General features: G+C 69.9%; 25 protein-coding genes. 22 read left to right on the top strand and 3 right to left on the bottom strand.

Annotation, left to right across the window (positions count from 1 at the left end):
• Positions 1-27: 27 nt before the first annotated feature.
• From ACGFMM_RS01565 to ACGFMM_RS01520, 10 genes are all read left to right on the top strand, one after another.
• On the top strand, positions 28-336 hold the full coding sequence (locus ACGFMM_RS01565) for a hypothetical protein (protein WP_393642080.1): 309 nt from the start codon (positions 28-30) through the stop codon (positions 334-336).
• On the top strand, positions 333-605 hold the full coding sequence (locus ACGFMM_RS01560) for a helix-turn-helix domain-containing protein (RefSeq protein ID WP_393642078.1): 273 nt from the start codon (positions 333-335) through the stop codon (positions 603-605). Before ACGFMM_RS01565 ends, ACGFMM_RS01560 begins: the two co-directional genes overlap by 4 nt.
• Positions 602-1,654, top strand: coding sequence for a DNA cytosine methyltransferase (locus tag ACGFMM_RS01555; protein WP_393642076.1), 1,053 nt, complete (start codon positions 602-604; stop codon positions 1,652-1,654). The genes ACGFMM_RS01560 and ACGFMM_RS01555 overlap by 4 nt, the downstream gene beginning before the upstream one ends.
• An 11-nt stretch (positions 1,655-1,665) precedes the next feature.
• Positions 1,666-1,878 (top strand): hypothetical protein, encoded by a 213-nt coding sequence (locus ACGFMM_RS01550; protein ID WP_393642074.1) that lies wholly within the window; start codon positions 1,666-1,668, stop codon positions 1,876-1,878.
• 42 nt (positions 1,879-1,920) lie between these two features.
• Positions 1,921-2,163, top strand: coding sequence for a hypothetical protein (locus ACGFMM_RS01545; RefSeq protein WP_393642072.1), 243 nt, complete (start codon positions 1,921-1,923; stop codon positions 2,161-2,163).
• 83 nt (positions 2,164-2,246) lie between these two features.
• Entirely contained in the window at positions 2,247-2,705 is a 459-nt protein-coding gene (locus tag ACGFMM_RS01540) for a hypothetical protein (RefSeq protein ID WP_393642070.1), read from the top strand.
• Positions 2,706-2,877: 172 nt separating this feature from the next.
• Positions 2,878-3,228: a hypothetical protein gene (locus ACGFMM_RS01535; protein WP_393642069.1), complete on the top strand. Its 351-nt coding sequence runs from the start codon at positions 2,878-2,880 to the stop codon at positions 3,226-3,228.
• Positions 3,229-3,382: 154 nt separating this feature from the next.
• The gene (locus ACGFMM_RS01530) at positions 3,383-3,751 is read left to right on the top strand and encodes a hypothetical protein (RefSeq protein WP_393642067.1); all 369 of its coding nucleotides are present in this window, start codon (positions 3,383-3,385) and stop codon (positions 3,749-3,751) included.
• 33 nt (positions 3,752-3,784) lie between these two features.
• A complete protein-coding gene (locus tag ACGFMM_RS01525) occupies positions 3,785-4,414 on the top strand; it encodes a hypothetical protein (protein ID WP_393642065.1) in 630 nt (209 codons plus the stop codon).
• Between the two features lie 189 nt (positions 4,415-4,603).
• A complete protein-coding gene (locus ACGFMM_RS01520; protein ID WP_393642063.1) occupies positions 4,604-5,431 on the top strand; it encodes a phage antirepressor KilAC domain-containing protein in 828 nt (275 codons plus the stop codon).
• 54 nt (positions 5,432-5,485) lie between these two features.
• Here ACGFMM_RS01520 and ACGFMM_RS01515 read toward each other — a convergent pair whose 3' ends face one another.
• The 3 genes from ACGFMM_RS01515 to ACGFMM_RS01505 form a co-directional block, all read right to left on the bottom strand.
• Positions 5,486-5,884 (bottom strand): NUDIX hydrolase, encoded by a 399-nt coding sequence (locus ACGFMM_RS01515; protein ID WP_393642061.1) that lies wholly within the window; start codon positions 5,882-5,884, stop codon positions 5,486-5,488.
• Complete coding sequence (locus ACGFMM_RS01510) at positions 5,881-7,365, bottom strand: peptide deformylase (RefSeq protein WP_393642059.1); 1,485 nt, start codon at positions 7,363-7,365, stop codon at positions 5,881-5,883. Before ACGFMM_RS01510 ends, ACGFMM_RS01515 begins: the two co-directional genes overlap by 4 nt.
• Before the next feature lie 97 nt (positions 7,366-7,462).
• Positions 7,463-7,912 (bottom strand): hypothetical protein, encoded by a 450-nt coding sequence (locus ACGFMM_RS01505; protein WP_393642058.1) that lies wholly within the window; start codon positions 7,910-7,912, stop codon positions 7,463-7,465.
• 12 nt (positions 7,913-7,924) lie between these two features.
• Between ACGFMM_RS01505 and ACGFMM_RS01500 the strand changes: the two genes are divergently transcribed.
• The 12 genes from ACGFMM_RS01500 to ACGFMM_RS01445 all read left to right on the top strand — a co-directional run bounded on the left by ACGFMM_RS01500 (position 7,925) and on the right by ACGFMM_RS01445 (position 14,231).
• Positions 7,925-8,344 (top strand): DUF6907 domain-containing protein, encoded by a 420-nt coding sequence (locus ACGFMM_RS01500; RefSeq protein ID WP_393642056.1) that lies wholly within the window; start codon positions 7,925-7,927, stop codon positions 8,342-8,344.
• Positions 8,341-8,568, top strand: a complete 228-nt coding sequence (locus tag ACGFMM_RS01495) for a hypothetical protein (RefSeq protein ID WP_393642054.1) — start codon at positions 8,341-8,343, stop codon at positions 8,566-8,568. Before ACGFMM_RS01500 ends, ACGFMM_RS01495 begins: the two co-directional genes overlap by 4 nt.
• Before the next feature lie 106 nt (positions 8,569-8,674).
• Complete coding sequence (locus ACGFMM_RS01490; RefSeq protein ID WP_393642052.1) at positions 8,675-8,848, top strand: hypothetical protein; 174 nt, start codon at positions 8,675-8,677, stop codon at positions 8,846-8,848.
• A 21-nt stretch (positions 8,849-8,869) separates the two neighbouring features.
• Positions 8,870-9,061, top strand: a complete 192-nt coding sequence (locus tag ACGFMM_RS01485) for a hypothetical protein (RefSeq protein WP_393642050.1) — start codon at positions 8,870-8,872, stop codon at positions 9,059-9,061.
• 94 nt (positions 9,062-9,155) lie between these two features.
• Complete coding sequence (locus ACGFMM_RS01480; RefSeq protein ID WP_393642049.1) at positions 9,156-9,326, top strand: hypothetical protein; 171 nt, start codon at positions 9,156-9,158, stop codon at positions 9,324-9,326.
• A gap of 3 nt (positions 9,327-9,329) precedes the next feature.
• Complete coding sequence (locus ACGFMM_RS01475) at positions 9,330-9,479, top strand: pRL2-8 (RefSeq protein WP_393642048.1); 150 nt, start codon at positions 9,330-9,332, stop codon at positions 9,477-9,479.
• 32 nt (positions 9,480-9,511) lie between these two features.
• On the top strand, positions 9,512-10,018 hold the full coding sequence (locus ACGFMM_RS01470) for a hypothetical protein (protein WP_393642047.1): 507 nt from the start codon (positions 9,512-9,514) through the stop codon (positions 10,016-10,018).
• 17 nt (positions 10,019-10,035) lie between these two features.
• A complete protein-coding gene (locus ACGFMM_RS01465) occupies positions 10,036-10,329 on the top strand; it encodes a hypothetical protein (RefSeq protein ID WP_393642045.1) in 294 nt (97 codons plus the stop codon).
• A 17-nt stretch (positions 10,330-10,346) separates the two neighbouring features.
• Positions 10,347-10,658 (top strand): hypothetical protein, encoded by a 312-nt coding sequence (locus tag ACGFMM_RS01460; RefSeq protein WP_393642044.1) that lies wholly within the window; start codon positions 10,347-10,349, stop codon positions 10,656-10,658.
• Complete coding sequence (locus tag ACGFMM_RS01455) at positions 10,643-10,876, top strand: hypothetical protein (protein WP_393642042.1); 234 nt, start codon at positions 10,643-10,645, stop codon at positions 10,874-10,876. The genes ACGFMM_RS01460 and ACGFMM_RS01455 overlap by 16 nt, the downstream gene beginning before the upstream one ends.
• 20 nt (positions 10,877-10,896) lie before the next feature.
• Positions 10,897-12,198 (top strand): hypothetical protein, encoded by a 1,302-nt coding sequence (locus tag ACGFMM_RS01450; RefSeq protein ID WP_393642040.1) that lies wholly within the window; start codon positions 10,897-10,899, stop codon positions 12,196-12,198.
• A complete protein-coding gene (locus ACGFMM_RS01445) occupies positions 12,195-14,231 on the top strand; it encodes a hypothetical protein (protein ID WP_393642038.1) in 2,037 nt (678 codons plus the stop codon). Before ACGFMM_RS01450 ends, ACGFMM_RS01445 begins: the two co-directional genes overlap by 4 nt.
• Positions 14,232-14,361 lie beyond the last annotated feature (130 nt).

Genomic DNA, 14,361 nt, shown 5'->3' with positions numbered 1-14,361 from the left:
CACCCAGCTACGTCCCAAGGAGGACCAGTGACCATCCGCCCCAACGCCCCGATGCCCGCAGAGCTCCGCCACTTCATGCGCGCCGGCCAGCACCCGTCCCGATCCGTTGCCTGCCCCCATTGCGGTGCCGGCGAGCACAAGCCGTGCCGCGTCCGCTCTACCGGCCGCACCCTCCCCGACCCGCACCCCGCCCGCCGTACCGCCTGGGCCGAGGCCACCGCCTGCTGCCCCCGCTGTCAGGTGACCCCCGGCTTCCCGTGTCACACCGACGGCATTCCGCTCCGCGACCAGGTCCACGCCCGCCGGCACCTGGAGGCTGAGGAGACCGCCGCGTGAAGATCCGCGCCGACATTGCCGCGCTGGTCCGCGCCGGGCACTCCGACGCCTCCATCGCCCGCCGCCTCCAGTGCGGCCGGGGCACCGCGAACGAAGTCCGCCGCGCCCTCCAACTCCCGCCCTCCGGTGCCCTGCAGCGGCTGTACGCCGAGGAAGCACCCACCGGCAAGGTCCACGACTACCGGCCCGATCGCATGCCCACCAGCCCGCAGCAGCAGGCCGCCAACCGGGCCGCGCTGCTGGCCGCACTCCGAGGTGAAGCCGCATGACCGCCCGCCTCACCGCCACCCGCGCACTCCTCGACACCCCCACCCCGGCCATCCCCGGACAACTCGCACTCGACTACCACCGGAAGGAGAACCACATGCAGATCACCGACCTCTTCGCCGGACCCGGCGGCTGGTCGACCGGACTCCGCACCCTCGGCCTCATCGAGACCGGCATCGAGCTCGACCCCTGGGCCTGCGCCACCCGCCGTGCCGCCGGCCACGGCACCGTCCAGGCCGACGTCACCCTCGCCAACCTGGCCGACTACGACGCCACCGACGGCCTCATCGCGTCCCCGCCCTGCCGGCCCTGGTCGCCCGGCGGACTCCGCGAAGGCCACCTCGACCGCAGCCTCGTCGCCGCCACCATCGACGACCTCGCCGCCGGCCACGACACCCGCAACAGCCACCGCGCCGCGTGCGCCAACCCGGACAGCCTCCTCGCCGCCGAACCCATGCGCTGGATCCGCGCCCTGCGCCCCCAGTGGGTCGCCATGGAGCAGGTACCCGCGGTCCTTCCGCTGTGGCAGCAATACGCCCGCCACCTGACCGCCTGGGGCTACAGCACCTGGACCGGCGTCCTCAACGCGGCCGACTACGGCGTCCCGCAGTCCCGGCGCCGCGCCGTGCTCCTCGCCTCCCGCACCCGCACCGTCCACGCCCCCGCCCCGAGTCACGCCGGCCGCCACGTGCCCATGCACGACGCCATCGACGCCGTCACCGCCGACACGGTCCTCGTGTCCCGCCGAGACTCCGTCGCCCGCCTCGCCGCCCACGGACCCCGCCGCAACCGCACCGCCACCGAACCCGCGCCGACGATCACCGGCGAAGTGTGGCGATGGAAGTGGCAGGACGACACCGGCACCCGGTCGGTCACCCCGTCCGAAGCCGGCGTGCTGCAGACGTTCCCCGCCGACTACCCGTGGCAGGGCCCGAAGACCCGCGTCGCCCGCCAGATCGGCGACGCCGTCCCCCCGCTGCTCGCCGCCCACGCCATCGCTGTCGCCACCGGCATCCACGTGAGCCGACCTGCACTCGCCCCCGCCGCCTGAAGGAGAACCACATGCCCGAGCCCGAGTTCACCGTCGGACAGCGCGTCCGTACCACCGTCAACGCCCCCGGCGCCTGGCCCGGAGCACTCGACCTCCCTGCCGGAAGCCTCGGCACCATCACCCGCCAGCCCTTCGGCCCCAGCTGGGGCTACGGCGTAACCCTCGACGACGACCCGAGCGGCCTTGCCGCCTCCTACGACGCCGACGAACTCACCGCCGCCTGACCGTCATCCGGTTCCACCCGACCCGCACACAGGAGACACGGCATGACCGACGAAGCGCCGTGGGCAGCAGGACGTGACGCGTCCTGGTACGACCGCCCCAACGTCCACAGCAGCAAGGTCGTCCACATGGCCGGACAGCGGATCCGCGAGGGCACCGCATCCCAATGCGGCCGGTCCGTTCTCGACGACGACATGAAGTGGATTCCCGAGCAGGTGCCCCAACCCATTCGGTGCCGCAGCAACGGATGCCGTCAGGCGTTCCTCGCTCACCCGCCCGCTGCCTGACTGCCCGCACGACGCAAGACGGCCGCCCCGCGGGCATTGCGGGGCGGCCACCCCACCAGCCTAGACACGATCAGGAGCAGACCATGACCGACCAGCGCCACGCGCTCGCCTTCAACGCCGTCGGGCCCGTCCTCTTCGACCAAGACGCCTGGCTGCCGCTCAGCATCCGCAAGGCACTCGCCGACGCCGTCCTCGCCGCCATCGACGAGCAGCCCGCCGCCGGGCAGCCGGCCGCCCAGCAGCAGACCGCGGCCCGCCAGGACCTGGAGACGCTCATGCCGCGCGGCCCGATCGTCGGTGCCGAGGTGAAGCGCCTCCTCGACGCCTACCGCGCCGAGGTCCTCGCCGAACACCGGGCCAGCTTCACCATGGCCGATGCCCGCGGCATTGCCCGCCAGCACCGCGTCAACGTCCTCCGCGAAGCAGCCGACAAGATCGTCCTTGAACTCACCCCGGGCCCGGGCGCACCCACCGGCTACCTGCACGCCATCCGCGACACCGTCCGACTGCTCCGCCGCATGGCCGACGAGGCCGGCCAGTGACCGCGGTGCAACCGCCGCTGTGGCTCGACGGCTGGGAGGCGGAGGCCGACGCGAAAGCCGGCACCCGCCGCCGGCGCCGCTGGGCCAAGCGCGTACCTGCCGACCACGGCCGCTCCCCAACCCGCCACCAAATACCCGACCGGCCAGTCACCAACGTCATCCGGAGCCTTTGATGGCCGAACTCACCGACAACGAACTCGCCGTCATCCGCGGCGCCGCACAGGGCGACACCTACGCGGTGATCGCCGCCCGCCATGGGCTGCATGCCAAGAGCGTCAACAAGATCGCCTTTCGGGCGACACGGAAGCTCGGCGGTCGCAACATCGCCCACGCGGTCCTGCTTGCCTGCCGGGCCGGGATCCTCGACGGCCGGCCGCAGCGTCACGGCGACCACGCCGGCTACGAGGCGCACATCCGCCGCGGCGAGGACCCCAAGCAGTGCCAGGAGGGCTGTTGGGCCGGGGAACGCGCCTACCGGAACGGGCGGAAGAACCGCAACGACCGGAACCGGGAGGCGGCGTGAACCTCAACTCGACCCCGCCAGAGGGGCTGTGTGCCCGCGTGAGGGCCTGAAACGCCGATCGCGACTCCCAAGTTCGCCGGGCCCGCTACGAGGCGCTCAGAGGCCCCGTAGCGGGCCGCGACCCCAACCGCCGCCCCACACAACGGAGCAGACCATGACAGAACAGACACCGACCCCCGCCTCATCCCCGCTGCGGGACCAGATCGCGGAAGCGCTCGCCGGACACGCCGGATCGAAAGCCTTCCTCGCCGACGGCACCGAATGGGAACACGCCCGCAACGCCTGGTACGCGCACGCCGACGCCGTGCTGACACTCCCTGCCGTCGCCGACACGGAACGACTCCAGACCCGCCTCGACCTCGCCCACAAGGCCCGCCGCACCATCACCGGCTACCTCGACGAGATCCGTGTCCACCTCATCCGCCACGGCATCGACCCCAACCACCTCCGCCACGACGGCGACGTCCCCATCCGTCTGCAGGAGCTCCTCGACGCGCTCGACCCGCAGCAGCCCACCGCCTGACCCGCCCAGCCCGCACCGCCGCAAGGAGACGCCGTGAACGCCTTCCCGACCTGCCTCCGCTGCACCTACGAACTCCGCACCGACGAGCAGGGCCGCCAACTCTGCTTCCGCTGCGAAGACCGGACCGCCCGGCACCTGGCCGCCATCCCCGGCCCCCACGGCCTGTACGCCCAGCTCGCCCACCACCTCCAGCGCGGCGGCAACAGCGGCGGGCCGGCCGTGTCCGGCAGCAAGACGGCGCCCATCCCGCTTCGGATCGACGTCGTCAGCCTCCAGGCCGCCAGCGGCCAGGTTCTCGGCCCCCTCGAGACCTGGGTCCGGGACTGGGAAACCTATGGGCACGCCGACCTCAACGAGGCTGGCACCCTGCAGCAGCGCGTCGACCACGCATGCCGGACCCTGCGCTACAACCTCCGCTGGTGCGCCGAAGTGCATCCCGCCGCCGATGAGTTCGTTCGCGAGGTCGGCGACATCACGCGCACGCTGGCCGGCATCACGGGCGGCGAGAAGCCGCCACGGAAGATCCCCGTCGCATGCCCCTGCGGCAACGTCATCCGGACCACGCTCAACACGCGCGGCGAAACCTGCCGGGGATGCCGCACCGAGTACGGACACAGCGAGGTGCTGCGGTTGCCGCTCGCGGACAGGCGGGCCGCGGCGTGAACGGCGAAGCCCCTCCATCGCCATAACGATGGAGGGGCTTGACGCGCGACAACTAGTGCCCGAATCCCGGGAAGTTGTTCAGCGCAGGTATGCTCTTGGCGTGCGGCACGCCTATGCCGCACGCGAATATCAACCTGCCTTCAGGCGGACTGGAATCCAATGAAGGCTCAACACGGAGGTAACAGCTCCATGCAACACCCCAACAGTAACGCACCCCTGCCCGCGGTCAACCACCGGGGGGTCAGTCCCTTCGACCAGATCATGCTTCTGGACCACAACGGGCAGGAGCGCTGGTCCGCACGCGATCTCCAGATCGTCATGGGCTACGCCAACTGGCAGGAGTTCGAGCGGGTGATCAACAAGGCCCGCGAAGGGATCGACACCACAGACCTGGACTCTCGTGATCACTTTATGGGTGCCCATAAAGTGATCAAGGGTGGCCGCTGGGGGCAGCAGCGCGTGGCCGACTACCGTCTCACCCGCTTCGGCGCCTACCAGGTCGCACTCGCGGGGGACAGCCGTAAGCCGCTGATCGCGGCAGCCAAGGTTTACTTCGCGGTGAAGGCGCGCGAGGCCGAGCTTGCCCAGCCTGCCGCGCCCGACCTGTCGAGCCCCGAGGGCGTCGTCGTACTCGCCGAGCAGTACCTCGCCGCTGCCCGCGAGCTCGTCGCCACCAAGAAGGAACTCGCTGTCGCCGCTCCGAAGGCGGGCAAGTGGGACGCCTTCTGCAACGACGAGGGTCTCATCGACCTCAATGCCGCGGCCAAGGCCTTCACCAAGGTCACCGGCGGCATGGGGCGCACGAAGTTCATGGAGCGTCTGCGCCAGGACGACATCCGCTTCCTCCAGGTCCAGAACCCGCGCATCCCCTACGAGGTGCACATCCAGAACAGGCGCGCGGAAGTCAAGTTCGTGCAGGCCGGCTTCAAGATGGTCGAGCAGACGTTCCTGACCCACAAGGGCATGGACTGGCTTGCCAACAAGTTCGGCATGGGTGAGGAACTGCCCGCCGCCTAGTACTGGCTCGGCCCCTCCCGCCTGAAGGCGGGAGGGGCCGATTCGTGCTGCGCGTCAGGCACCGAGCGTCTCGTCGAGGTACTCCTGCACCGGCCCGAAAGGCCCCCACGGCACGTAGTCCGGGATCTCCTCGAGCCGGATCCATGCGACCTCGGCCAGCTCCTCCTCGTCCGCGACCCGCGCCTCGCCACCGACGACCTCACATGCCACGTAGGACATGTGCCGGCCGGTCTGCGGGTGCACCCGGTTGCCGAGGGACCGGACAGCCTTCACCTCGAGGTCGACCTCCTCCGCCGTCTCGCGTACCGCGGCCTGCTCCGGGGTCTCGCCGGCCTCGATGCCGCCACCCGGGAACGCCCACAGCAGCCGTCCCTCGCGCTCCCTGCGCCGGATCATCAGGACACGGCCAGCGTTGGCGATGACGGCGACGGAGACTCCTGGATCCGCAGTCACTGAGGCGTCTTCCCGTACTGCCACGTCTGCCCGGTGCCCCGGTACTCCGACACGGGGATCGGCTCGACCCCAGGCCGCATCTTCGACCGGTACAGCGTTCCGTGCAGGTGGTCGACCTCGTGGGCGACGAGCCGGGCGTGGCCGCGCTCGAAGATGGTGATGTGCTGCTGGCCGTCAATGTCGGTGTGCTCGACGTGGATCGACATCGGGCGCGGCACCATCCCGCGGACATCGAAGAAGGACAGGCAGCCCTCGTACTGCTCGTCGAAGCCGCCGGCCTCCTCGATGATCCGAGGGTTGAACAGCGTGATCGACTCACCCTCGGGCGTGCGGATGATCGCAGCGGCGCGGTTGATGCCGATCTGCGGGGCGGCGATGCCCATGCCCTTCCCGAAGGGGTGCACCCCTGCGGCCCGGTCGGCGGCCGAGTTCAGCTCGGCAACGACGCGACGGGCGTCCTCGGCCTCATCGGGCAGGGCGAACAGTCGGGCCGGCGTCGCGAGGATCGGGTCGCCCTCCTGGACGATCCCGATCGCCTGCATGCGTCCGCTGGCCGTGTCGGCGGTACTGGTCAGATTCGGCTCCTGAGGGGTCTTGGCCCGGAACTTCCATTCGAGGCGGTATCGGGCATGAAGTGGCGGTTCATCCGTGCTCCAGGAGAACACGCGGCGTCCGCCCTCCGTGGAGGAACTGATGGGATTCCGAAAGGGGTTGCCCGTCGCAGTCATCGTCGTCTCGGTGCCCCACACCGCCGGCTCCAGCTCGGCAGGGAAGTCCAGCTGGACGCTGAGACGCTGGGTCGGCAGGCGAACCGCACGCTGGAACCAAGATCCCCACTTGTCTGACCCGACGGTGTAGCTGTACTCCAGCCATGCCGACTCGCCAGGGTAGAGCGGGTAGCGGCCGTCCTCGTTCTCGAAGAGCAGCCAGAGTTCCTTGAAAGCGTCTCGGTCATGCTGCACGCGCCACTTCAGCGGCTCGCCGGCGACGCTGGCACTGAGGTTGATCTCTTCCCAGGTCAGCGGGTTCTCGCGGTAGTGCGCGTTCGAGCGCTCCGGGTCGCCCGGGTAGCGGTCGACGGAGATGCGGATGAGGTAGCTGGTGATCGGCTCGGAGCCGCCGTTGAACAAGCGGCGCCGCTGAGTCGCCCGGTAGACGCGGCCGTCGTAGTGCAGCGACGTGTCCTCGTGCTCCACAGTCAGACTCGCCGGCGGGTCGGGCGTGGGCATTCGCCGGCCTTCAGGTCGAGGCTTCGCGTGCAACGCCTGGTAGGCCCTCCGGATCGCCCCGCCAGCGTGCAGGGCCTCGTCTGCCGAGGCGGCGAACTCGCGTGACGGTCGCTGCTGTTGGCCCTCGACCTTCGAGATGTACGACGGGGTGTATCCAACGAGCTGCGACAGGGCCGATTGCGACAGGCCTCGAACGTCGCGCCATCTCTTCAGCTCGGCGACGAACTCTTCCGCAGGGCCGAGCTCAGACATCGCTTCCCCCTGTGAGTGTGAGTGAACGGTGAGTGATCGAGTCTCAGCATGCCGTCACAGGTCCCTCAAGCGGTCCAGTAACGGCATGGTGAATCGACTAGCTGGCGCTCTTGCTGCCGCGTGTGCGCAACGGCGGGACCCCGGCCTCTCGGGCGATCCGGCCGATGTGAACCCGGTCGTAAGGAGTGTGCGCCTCAACCTCGCTGGGGCGGAGCGTCCGCGTCATCAGTTTGTCGATGATCGCCGCGCGCAGTGCCTGCCTGGCCTGCTCATGCGCCTTCTCGGTGGCCCTGAATGCCGCCGTCAGGTCGTCGAGCTCCCGCATGGCAGCTTCCTGTGCTGCTCGCTCCTCGTCCGTCATCTCCGCAGTTTCCCACACCAGGTTGCAACCCAGGGCGACTCGTCTGCGGTCATTGTGCGCGACCGCTTGCATTTGAAGCGTCATGTTGCAACTATAGGTCTCACCAGGCCGCAAGGCCAGGGCATGAAAATGCCCCGCTGGTGCGGGAACACCGAGCGGGGCGAGGTTCAGACCCTTCTTGACCAAGGAGTCCAACCTATGAGCACCACTGTATCGACTCGCTCCCGCGAGAACAGCCCCACCCCGCTCGCCACTCGCTTCGTCCCGGCCGTCGTGTCCGGTACGGAGATCCAGATCCAGTGCCCCGCGTGGTGCACGATCGACCACGTCGCCGACTCGAACGGCTGCATCGAGGATGTCTGGCACAGCAGTGACCACGTCGACCTCAAGCTGCCCCACCTGGGCGACTCGGACGACCTGTTCACCTACGCCTACCTCGGCCTCGACCCCACGTCATCGATCCCGGGCCGTCGGAAGCCGTTCGTCCTGGTCGAGGATGGTGGCGAGGGCTACCACATGAGCCCCGACCAGGCTGACCGGTTCGCCGACAACCTTGAGGCGTTCGCGGCCCGGATCCGTGAGATGGCGCGTGTTGCCCGCATCGGCGGTGCCCAGTGAGCGCCCCGACGGTCGAGAAGACCGTGACCTCGCAGCGTCGCGGGATCGCCGTCGGCAAGAAGCGCGGTGGCGGCAGCTTCGTCTGGTCGTATCCGATGACGCAGGCCGACATCGACGCCCACGCTGCCGCCTCCCACGTCCGCCCGTCCGCGATGACGGAGCAGGAGCGCGAGGACCTGTCGAAGAAGGTCTCCGAGGTCAACAAGCGCAGCTCCGGCCGCTAGCCGACGCGCACCCCCAGAGCCGCCGGGGCTGGCAGTCCATTCCCCCGCCCGCCGGCCCCGTCACCCCACCTCATCCACACCCGCATCTGCCGCGAGGAGATCTGTCATGCCCAAGTGGGCTTTCACCGCCACCAGCCGCACCGGCCAGAAGGTCAACATCGTCACCGGCGAGCCGACCGACACGATCACCGTGCACAGCCAGGAAGACCTCGACCGGCGTATCGCCGCCGCGGAGAACGACCCGCGCGACCTCCAGGTCACCGTCCGCCGAATCCACTGATCCACCTGAAGGAGACACCTCATGAGCGAGCCCACTCTCCACGGCATGGAACTGACCCCCGGCGACGAGGCCGGCCTGGACGCCGCCCCGGTCTGCTGCAGCAGCGACAAGGCCCGTCGCCCCGGCGGCACCGGCATCCGGTTCACCTGCGGCAACTGCCGCTCCTCCGTCGACATCAACGAGCTCGGCCTCGTCACCGACATTCGCCCCTGACCCACCCAGCCCCGGACCCGGCGTGATGCCGCCGGATCGGATCCGGCCCGGGGCACTCCACCCAGCCAGCCCACAGACCTGAAGGAGACCCGTCATGCAGTTCGTGAACCGGCTCATCAGCCAGTACTTGACCGCCCTCCGCACCAACGACGCCCTCGAGATCGCCCGCGTCGAGGCCATCGCCGCCGACTACGACACCCACAACCCGCACGGCCCGCGGCTCCTCGACGAGCTCGCCGGCCTCACCCAGCCCGCCGCAGCCTGACTCATGGCCGACAAGTGCCCGCAGTGCGAGGAGCACGCCGAGCTCCACCGCGGCAATCTGCTCGGCCTCGGCGACCAGAGGACACCGTGCGAGCCCTGCGAGGACCACGCCCGCAACGGCTGCCCCGACCGGCGGAAGATCCGCTGGTGGTAGCCCGTCGAGATTCAGCCGACCTGGAGGGTCCGATGAACGTCACCGCCTACAAGCTCGGGGCCCGGTACGGATCCGGCCTGGACCGGGTCGAGGCCATCGCCGACCAGGCCGCACGGCTCGTCGAGAAGAAGCTCGGCGAGTCCGTGGGCAACGTCCGCATCGTCGCCTCCGACACCCGCGGCTACCACCACAGCATCGTCGCCGCCGAACAGCAGATCCTCGGGACCCGCAGCCGATCCAAGTTCGACACACCGCCCAGCTTCGCCCACACCACGCTCAGCCCGTCCGGTGTCCTGATCCTGGTCGACCTGCAGGCCACCCCGAGTCGGGAGATCGACAAGACCGTCGTTCATGAGCTGGTGCACGCCGCCCAGTTCGGCCGGCCCGGGGTCCGCGACTTCGTCCTCGCCGGGATCCGTAACAACCACGGCATCGAGAAGGTCGGCGGATGGCTGAAGGCCCAGTTCGAGAACCGCAAGGTCGCCGCCCACGAACGTGAGGCCGTCCGCCTCGAGTCCCTCGCCCGCAAGCTTCGCTAACCCGGAAGGAGCCCGTCATGGGCCTGTTCAACCGTAAGAGCAAGAGCCCGGAGTACGTCGACCGCATGCGGGAGCTCGCCGCGGGGCTGGTGCTTCGGGAACGGGCGGCGACTCAGGCCGCTGATGACGCCCGGCAGCGGATCGCCAAGTGGGATCGCATCGTCCGCAGCATGACCAGTCGTGGCGAGGACCACGAAGGCCGCGACATGGCCATCCGTATCCGGGATGACGCCAAGGCTGACCTGCGGCGAGCCGAGACCGAGCTGCTGAATGCGAAGTCCGAGCTGTCCAACCTCAAGCGCCACTTCTGACCTGAAGGGAGCCCGTCATGGGCTGGAACATCTCGCACGGCGGCACGCCGCACGGAACCTGCTCATACGCCACCGTCGACAACCTGTTCGCCCGCCTTGAGAAGGCCGCCACCTGGAGGCAGCGCAGGACCCTGAAGCCGATCCTGTCCCAGCGCCGCGGCGAGGCCTACTTCACGGTCGAACCCCGGACGGCTGCCGACATCGGCGCCACCCTGATCGACTTGGCGCCCCTCCTGCCGCGCGACGACGACTGGCAGGGCCTGGCCACCCAGATCGGCCAGTCCGCCCTCCGCGCCGCGAGCACACGCGAACCGTGGCGGTGGTCCTGATGGGCATCGGCTGGCTGATCGGCCTCACCCGTCTCCGCGTCTTCGCGATCTTCGCGGGACTGGCGTGGGTGGTCGGCCTGGAGGCCCCCGTCCTGACCCGGCTCGTCATCGTCGGACTCGCCATCGTCGCCGTCCTGTTCGACGGCTACCTCGACGAGCAGCGGATCGGCCACGCAGCCAAGACCGCCACCGTCCCGCCGCAGCGCACCCACATCTGACACCGAAAGGACTGATCGCCGTGAGCACCGCCATCGACAGGGTCAACGGGCGCACCGTGACCGAGCCGCGGTTCGACCCGGTTGCGCTCGCCGAGGCGGACGCCATCCGGGCCCGCACCGAAGCCGAGACCAAGGCCATCCTCGTCGAGGCAGAGGGCAAGGCGAAGGCCGAGCAGACCCTCGCTGCCGAGGAAGCCGAGAAGCAGCGCATCGCCAACGAGCGCGCCAACATGCGTCTGGAGAAGGAGCGCGCCGACCACCAGGCCCACCTCGCGAAGAAGGCTGCGGAGAAGGCCAAGTCGGACGCAGAGAAGGAGCGGGCCGAGCAGGCCGAGGCGGAGCGCGAGGCCGGAGAAGCTGCTCGCGCCAAGGAACAGCAGCGGACCGAGAACCTGTGGAAGTGGGGCGCCCGCGGCATCTACGCCGTAGGCCTCGTCATCGCCGCCCCGGTCCAGTTCCTCGCCTTCTGGGACGAGCAGCGGCCGTTCATGGTCGCCGCGCCGGCGCTACTCGAAGGCCTCGCGCTCGTTCTTGCTTGCGGAGCGGCGTGGGCGGTCGCGCACCGGCGGGACGTCATGCCGTACCGCATCGGCATCATGCTCGGTGCTGCGGTCGCCGCCACGATCAACCTGTGGCACGGCATCACCGATCCGGCGATCGGCCTCAACGCCGGCCTCATCGGCGCCATCGCATCCCTCGGCGGGCCGATCGTCCTCATGGCCTACGAGCACGGCATCGCGCAGAAGGCCGACGGCATCCCGTCCCGTCGCGAGCGGCGTGCGGCCAGGCGCGCCAAGTCCCGCGAGGACGCCGCCAAGGCGAAAGCGCGTCGCGAGAAGGAAGACGCGGAGCACGCTGCGACGGCCGCGAAGGCGCTGGCGGAGTCGCGTGACCGGGAGGAGCAGAAGCGACGCGACAACGACCGCAAGGCGGCGCACGACGACGTGTGGAAGGTCGCCGACGCGATGCGGTCCGCCCGCGGCTCGCTGTACGTCACCGAGCAGATCTGGGCCGACGCCTGGTACCGCGTCACCGGCTCCAAGGTGGTCGGCATCACCCCCGAGATCGAGGCCCAGTCCCGGGCTGCGCAAACCCGCATGAAGGTCGCCACGGACGTTCCGATAATCGGTGACTTCTCGCAGGTCAGTTCCCAAAAGGAAGTCCGCCCGAAGAAGGACCCTGACGCCCCTGACGGGCGCCGCTTCAACGGGGGCACGCCGCCCCGCCGCACACCGGGCGACACCCTCCCGTACACCGCCGTGGCCAAGAAGCAGGCCGCCCTCGAGCAGACCCGCCCGACCGCCACCAAGGAGTCGAAGTGACCACCGCCCCGTACTCCGAGCAGACCGTCGAGCGCCCCCCGCTCACCCTCGTCAAGGACCACGCCGAGCCGGCCGTCGAGGGCACGGTCGTCGAGCACCAGGGCACCACGGTCGACACCCGACCGACGTGGGCCCTGTCCGCAGGGGAGCGCGCCAAGCTCGCCCGGCAGCACGCCACCGACAACTGGCTGTACCTCGGCTGGGCCGCCCGCGGCTACTGGCGGCTCGGCGGACGGTGGATCGACGCCTACCGCGACGACTACCCGCAGATGATCCGCACCGCCCGCGCCAACGTGAAGGCCGCCCGCGGCGACGCCAGCGGCGAGCAGGACGCCAAGCGCGACGTGCTCCGTCTCCGCGAGGCGTACAAGCACCACCGCCTCGTCTTCGCCGCCAAGTCCGGTGCCTGGACTGCGACTGCGGGGACCGCTGCCGGCATCGGCATCGCCGCTGGGGGACTGTGGACGTCCATCCTGATGGGCATGGCCGCCATCACCTTCGGCGCCTGGCGAGGCCAGCCCGCCATGATCGCAGGCGAGGACGACCCGGGCCGCATCGAGATCCTGGCCGCCGAGGGCGAGCCGTTCCCGATCGCCGACGCCACCACCCGTACCGAGGCCGCCGAGTGTGTGCGTCGCGCCCTCGTCTCCGAAGGCATCGCCGTCGCCGAGGTCGAGGCCGGCCGACGCTACGACTGGGGCTGGGAGATCAACGTCCGCCTGAAGAAGGGCACCCCCGCCGACCTCATCGCCAAGGCCGCCGAGCTGGAGACGCCGCTCGACCTTCCCGCGGACGGGCTGCTGTGCCAGCCGCTCCGGTCCCACCGGGCCCGCGTGGTACTGCGGCTCGTCGAGGGCGACCCGTTCGCGAAGATGCCCGCCCTGCCCGAGCGGGCACCGAACAGCTGCCGCATGCGCGACAAGGCCCTGGTGGCGATGCGCATGGACGGCTCGCACACCGCGATGTCATTCCTGGGCCTGCACTTCGTCTTGATCGCGGAATCCGGCGGCGGCAAGTCCGTCACCATGCGCTCCATCGGCGATGTCCTCACCGCCTGCGAGGACGTCGTCGTCATTGACCTCGACGCCGGCGGAAACGGCCTCGAAGCCCTCGCCGACGCAGTCGGAATCCGGGCCGTCGGCGCCGACCAGATGCACGTGATCGAAGCCGTGCTGGAGCGGGTCCTGGCGATTGCCAAGGCCCGCAAGCTCCTCACCATCAAGCTCGGCATGGGCGAAGACTGGATTCCCAGCAAGACTCACCCTGCGATCTTCGTGCTGGTCGACGAGTACCCGCAGCTGTCGGAGCGGGGCAAGGCTCTCGTCATCGCGATCCTGCAAGTCGGACGTGCCGGCCGAGTCCACGTTGGTCTTGCCGCCCAGAAGGCGACGAAGGACGCCATCGGTGCAGCCGTCGCGAACAGCGTCGCGCTGAAGATCATGGGCCCTGCGCGTCAGCAGGACGTCCAGCTCGTCTTTGGCACTGGGGCCGGGGCGGACGGTTGGCGGCCCGACAAGCTCCACCCTGCCGAAGGCGAAGACCCTGCCGACGCGGGCAAGGCGTACATCATGGGTGCCGGCCAGCGTGACCCGCTCATCCACAAGTTCATCCCGCTCGACATCGCCGAGGCCAAGCGCCGCGCTGCTGCCCGCGCAGCCGCCGGTCGCCCCTGGATCGACGAGGACTCGCTCAAGGCTGCCGGTGTCACCTTCGACGACCTCCACACCGTCAAGCCCCGCACGGCCCTGCCCGAGGCGGTCGAGCTCGCCCGCCTCGCCTTCACCGCCGCCAACGACCCCGAGCGGATGACCAGCGAAGAGATCTACGAGTACGTGTCCGCAGCCTCCGAAGCGTGGGCGCCGCAGGAGGACGAGGACACCGACAAGGCCCTCGCCCGCTTCCAGAAGGCCCTGCGCGACCAGGCCGCGACCATCAACCCCGACATCGACATGAAGACCCGGCAGTGGCGCGGAGGCCGCGGCTACTACCTCGACACGCTGATCGAACTGACCGGCGAGAACACCGCCGATTAGAGGCGAATCCGCCGGACCGGGGGCGTGACGCCGCAGGTCACAGCCGTGACGCCCCTCGTGACGGGGGCGTGACGGGCGCCTGCTGCCCGTGACGCGTCACGCCCCCACCACACCCACCCGTAAGCCCCTG

Source organism: Streptomyces sp. NPDC048604, assembly GCF_043199435.1.
In the GTDB taxonomy this organism is placed as follows: domain Bacteria; phylum Actinomycetota; class Actinomycetes; order Streptomycetales; family Streptomycetaceae; genus Streptomyces.
Note: the sequence above shows the minus strand (reverse complement) of the source record. Positions and strands in the feature narration are given on the sequence as shown.

Bases quoted from the DNA above. Each gene is read 5' to 3' on its own strand.
- ACGFMM_RS01530 (WP_393642067.1), top strand. From the start codon at position 3,383: ATGACAGAACAGACACCGACCCCCGCCTCATCCCCGCTGCGGGACCAG.
- ACGFMM_RS01500 (WP_393642056.1), top strand. From the start codon at position 7,925: ATGAGCACCACTGTATCGACTCGCTCCCGCGAGAACAGCCCCACCCCG.
- ACGFMM_RS01480 (WP_393642049.1), top strand. From the start codon at position 9,156: ATGCAGTTCGTGAACCGGCTCATCAGCCAGTACTTGACCGCCCTCCGC.
- ACGFMM_RS01540 (WP_393642070.1), top strand. From the start codon at position 2,247: ATGACCGACCAGCGCCACGCGCTCGCCTTCAACGCCGTCGGGCCCGTC.
- ACGFMM_RS01555 (WP_393642076.1), top strand. From the start codon at position 602: ATGACCGCCCGCCTCACCGCCACCCGCGCACTCCTCGACACCCCCACC.
- ACGFMM_RS01535 (WP_393642069.1), top strand. From the start codon at position 2,878: ATGGCCGAACTCACCGACAACGAACTCGCCGTCATCCGCGGCGCCGCA.
- ACGFMM_RS01475 (WP_393642048.1), top strand. From the start codon at position 9,330: ATGGCCGACAAGTGCCCGCAGTGCGAGGAGCACGCCGAGCTCCACCGC.
- ACGFMM_RS01485 (WP_393642050.1), top strand. From the start codon at position 8,870: ATGAGCGAGCCCACTCTCCACGGCATGGAACTGACCCCCGGCGACGAG.
- ACGFMM_RS01465 (WP_393642045.1), top strand. From the start codon at position 10,036: ATGGGCCTGTTCAACCGTAAGAGCAAGAGCCCGGAGTACGTCGACCGC.
- ACGFMM_RS01460 (WP_393642044.1), top strand. From the start codon at position 10,347: ATGGGCTGGAACATCTCGCACGGCGGCACGCCGCACGGAACCTGCTCA.
- ACGFMM_RS01470 (WP_393642047.1), top strand. From the start codon at position 9,512: ATGAACGTCACCGCCTACAAGCTCGGGGCCCGGTACGGATCCGGCCTG.
- ACGFMM_RS01490 (WP_393642052.1), top strand. From the start codon at position 8,675: ATGCCCAAGTGGGCTTTCACCGCCACCAGCCGCACCGGCCAGAAGGTC.
- ACGFMM_RS01520 (WP_393642063.1), top strand. From the start codon at position 4,604: ATGCAACACCCCAACAGTAACGCACCCCTGCCCGCGGTCAACCACCGG.
- ACGFMM_RS01545 (WP_393642072.1), top strand. From the start codon at position 1,921: ATGACCGACGAAGCGCCGTGGGCAGCAGGACGTGACGCGTCCTGGTAC.
- ACGFMM_RS01510 (WP_393642059.1), bottom strand. From the start codon at position 7,365: ATGTCTGAGCTCGGCCCTGCGGAAGAGTTCGTCGCCGAGCTGAAGAGA.
- ACGFMM_RS01550 (WP_393642074.1), top strand. From the start codon at position 1,666: ATGCCCGAGCCCGAGTTCACCGTCGGACAGCGCGTCCGTACCACCGTC.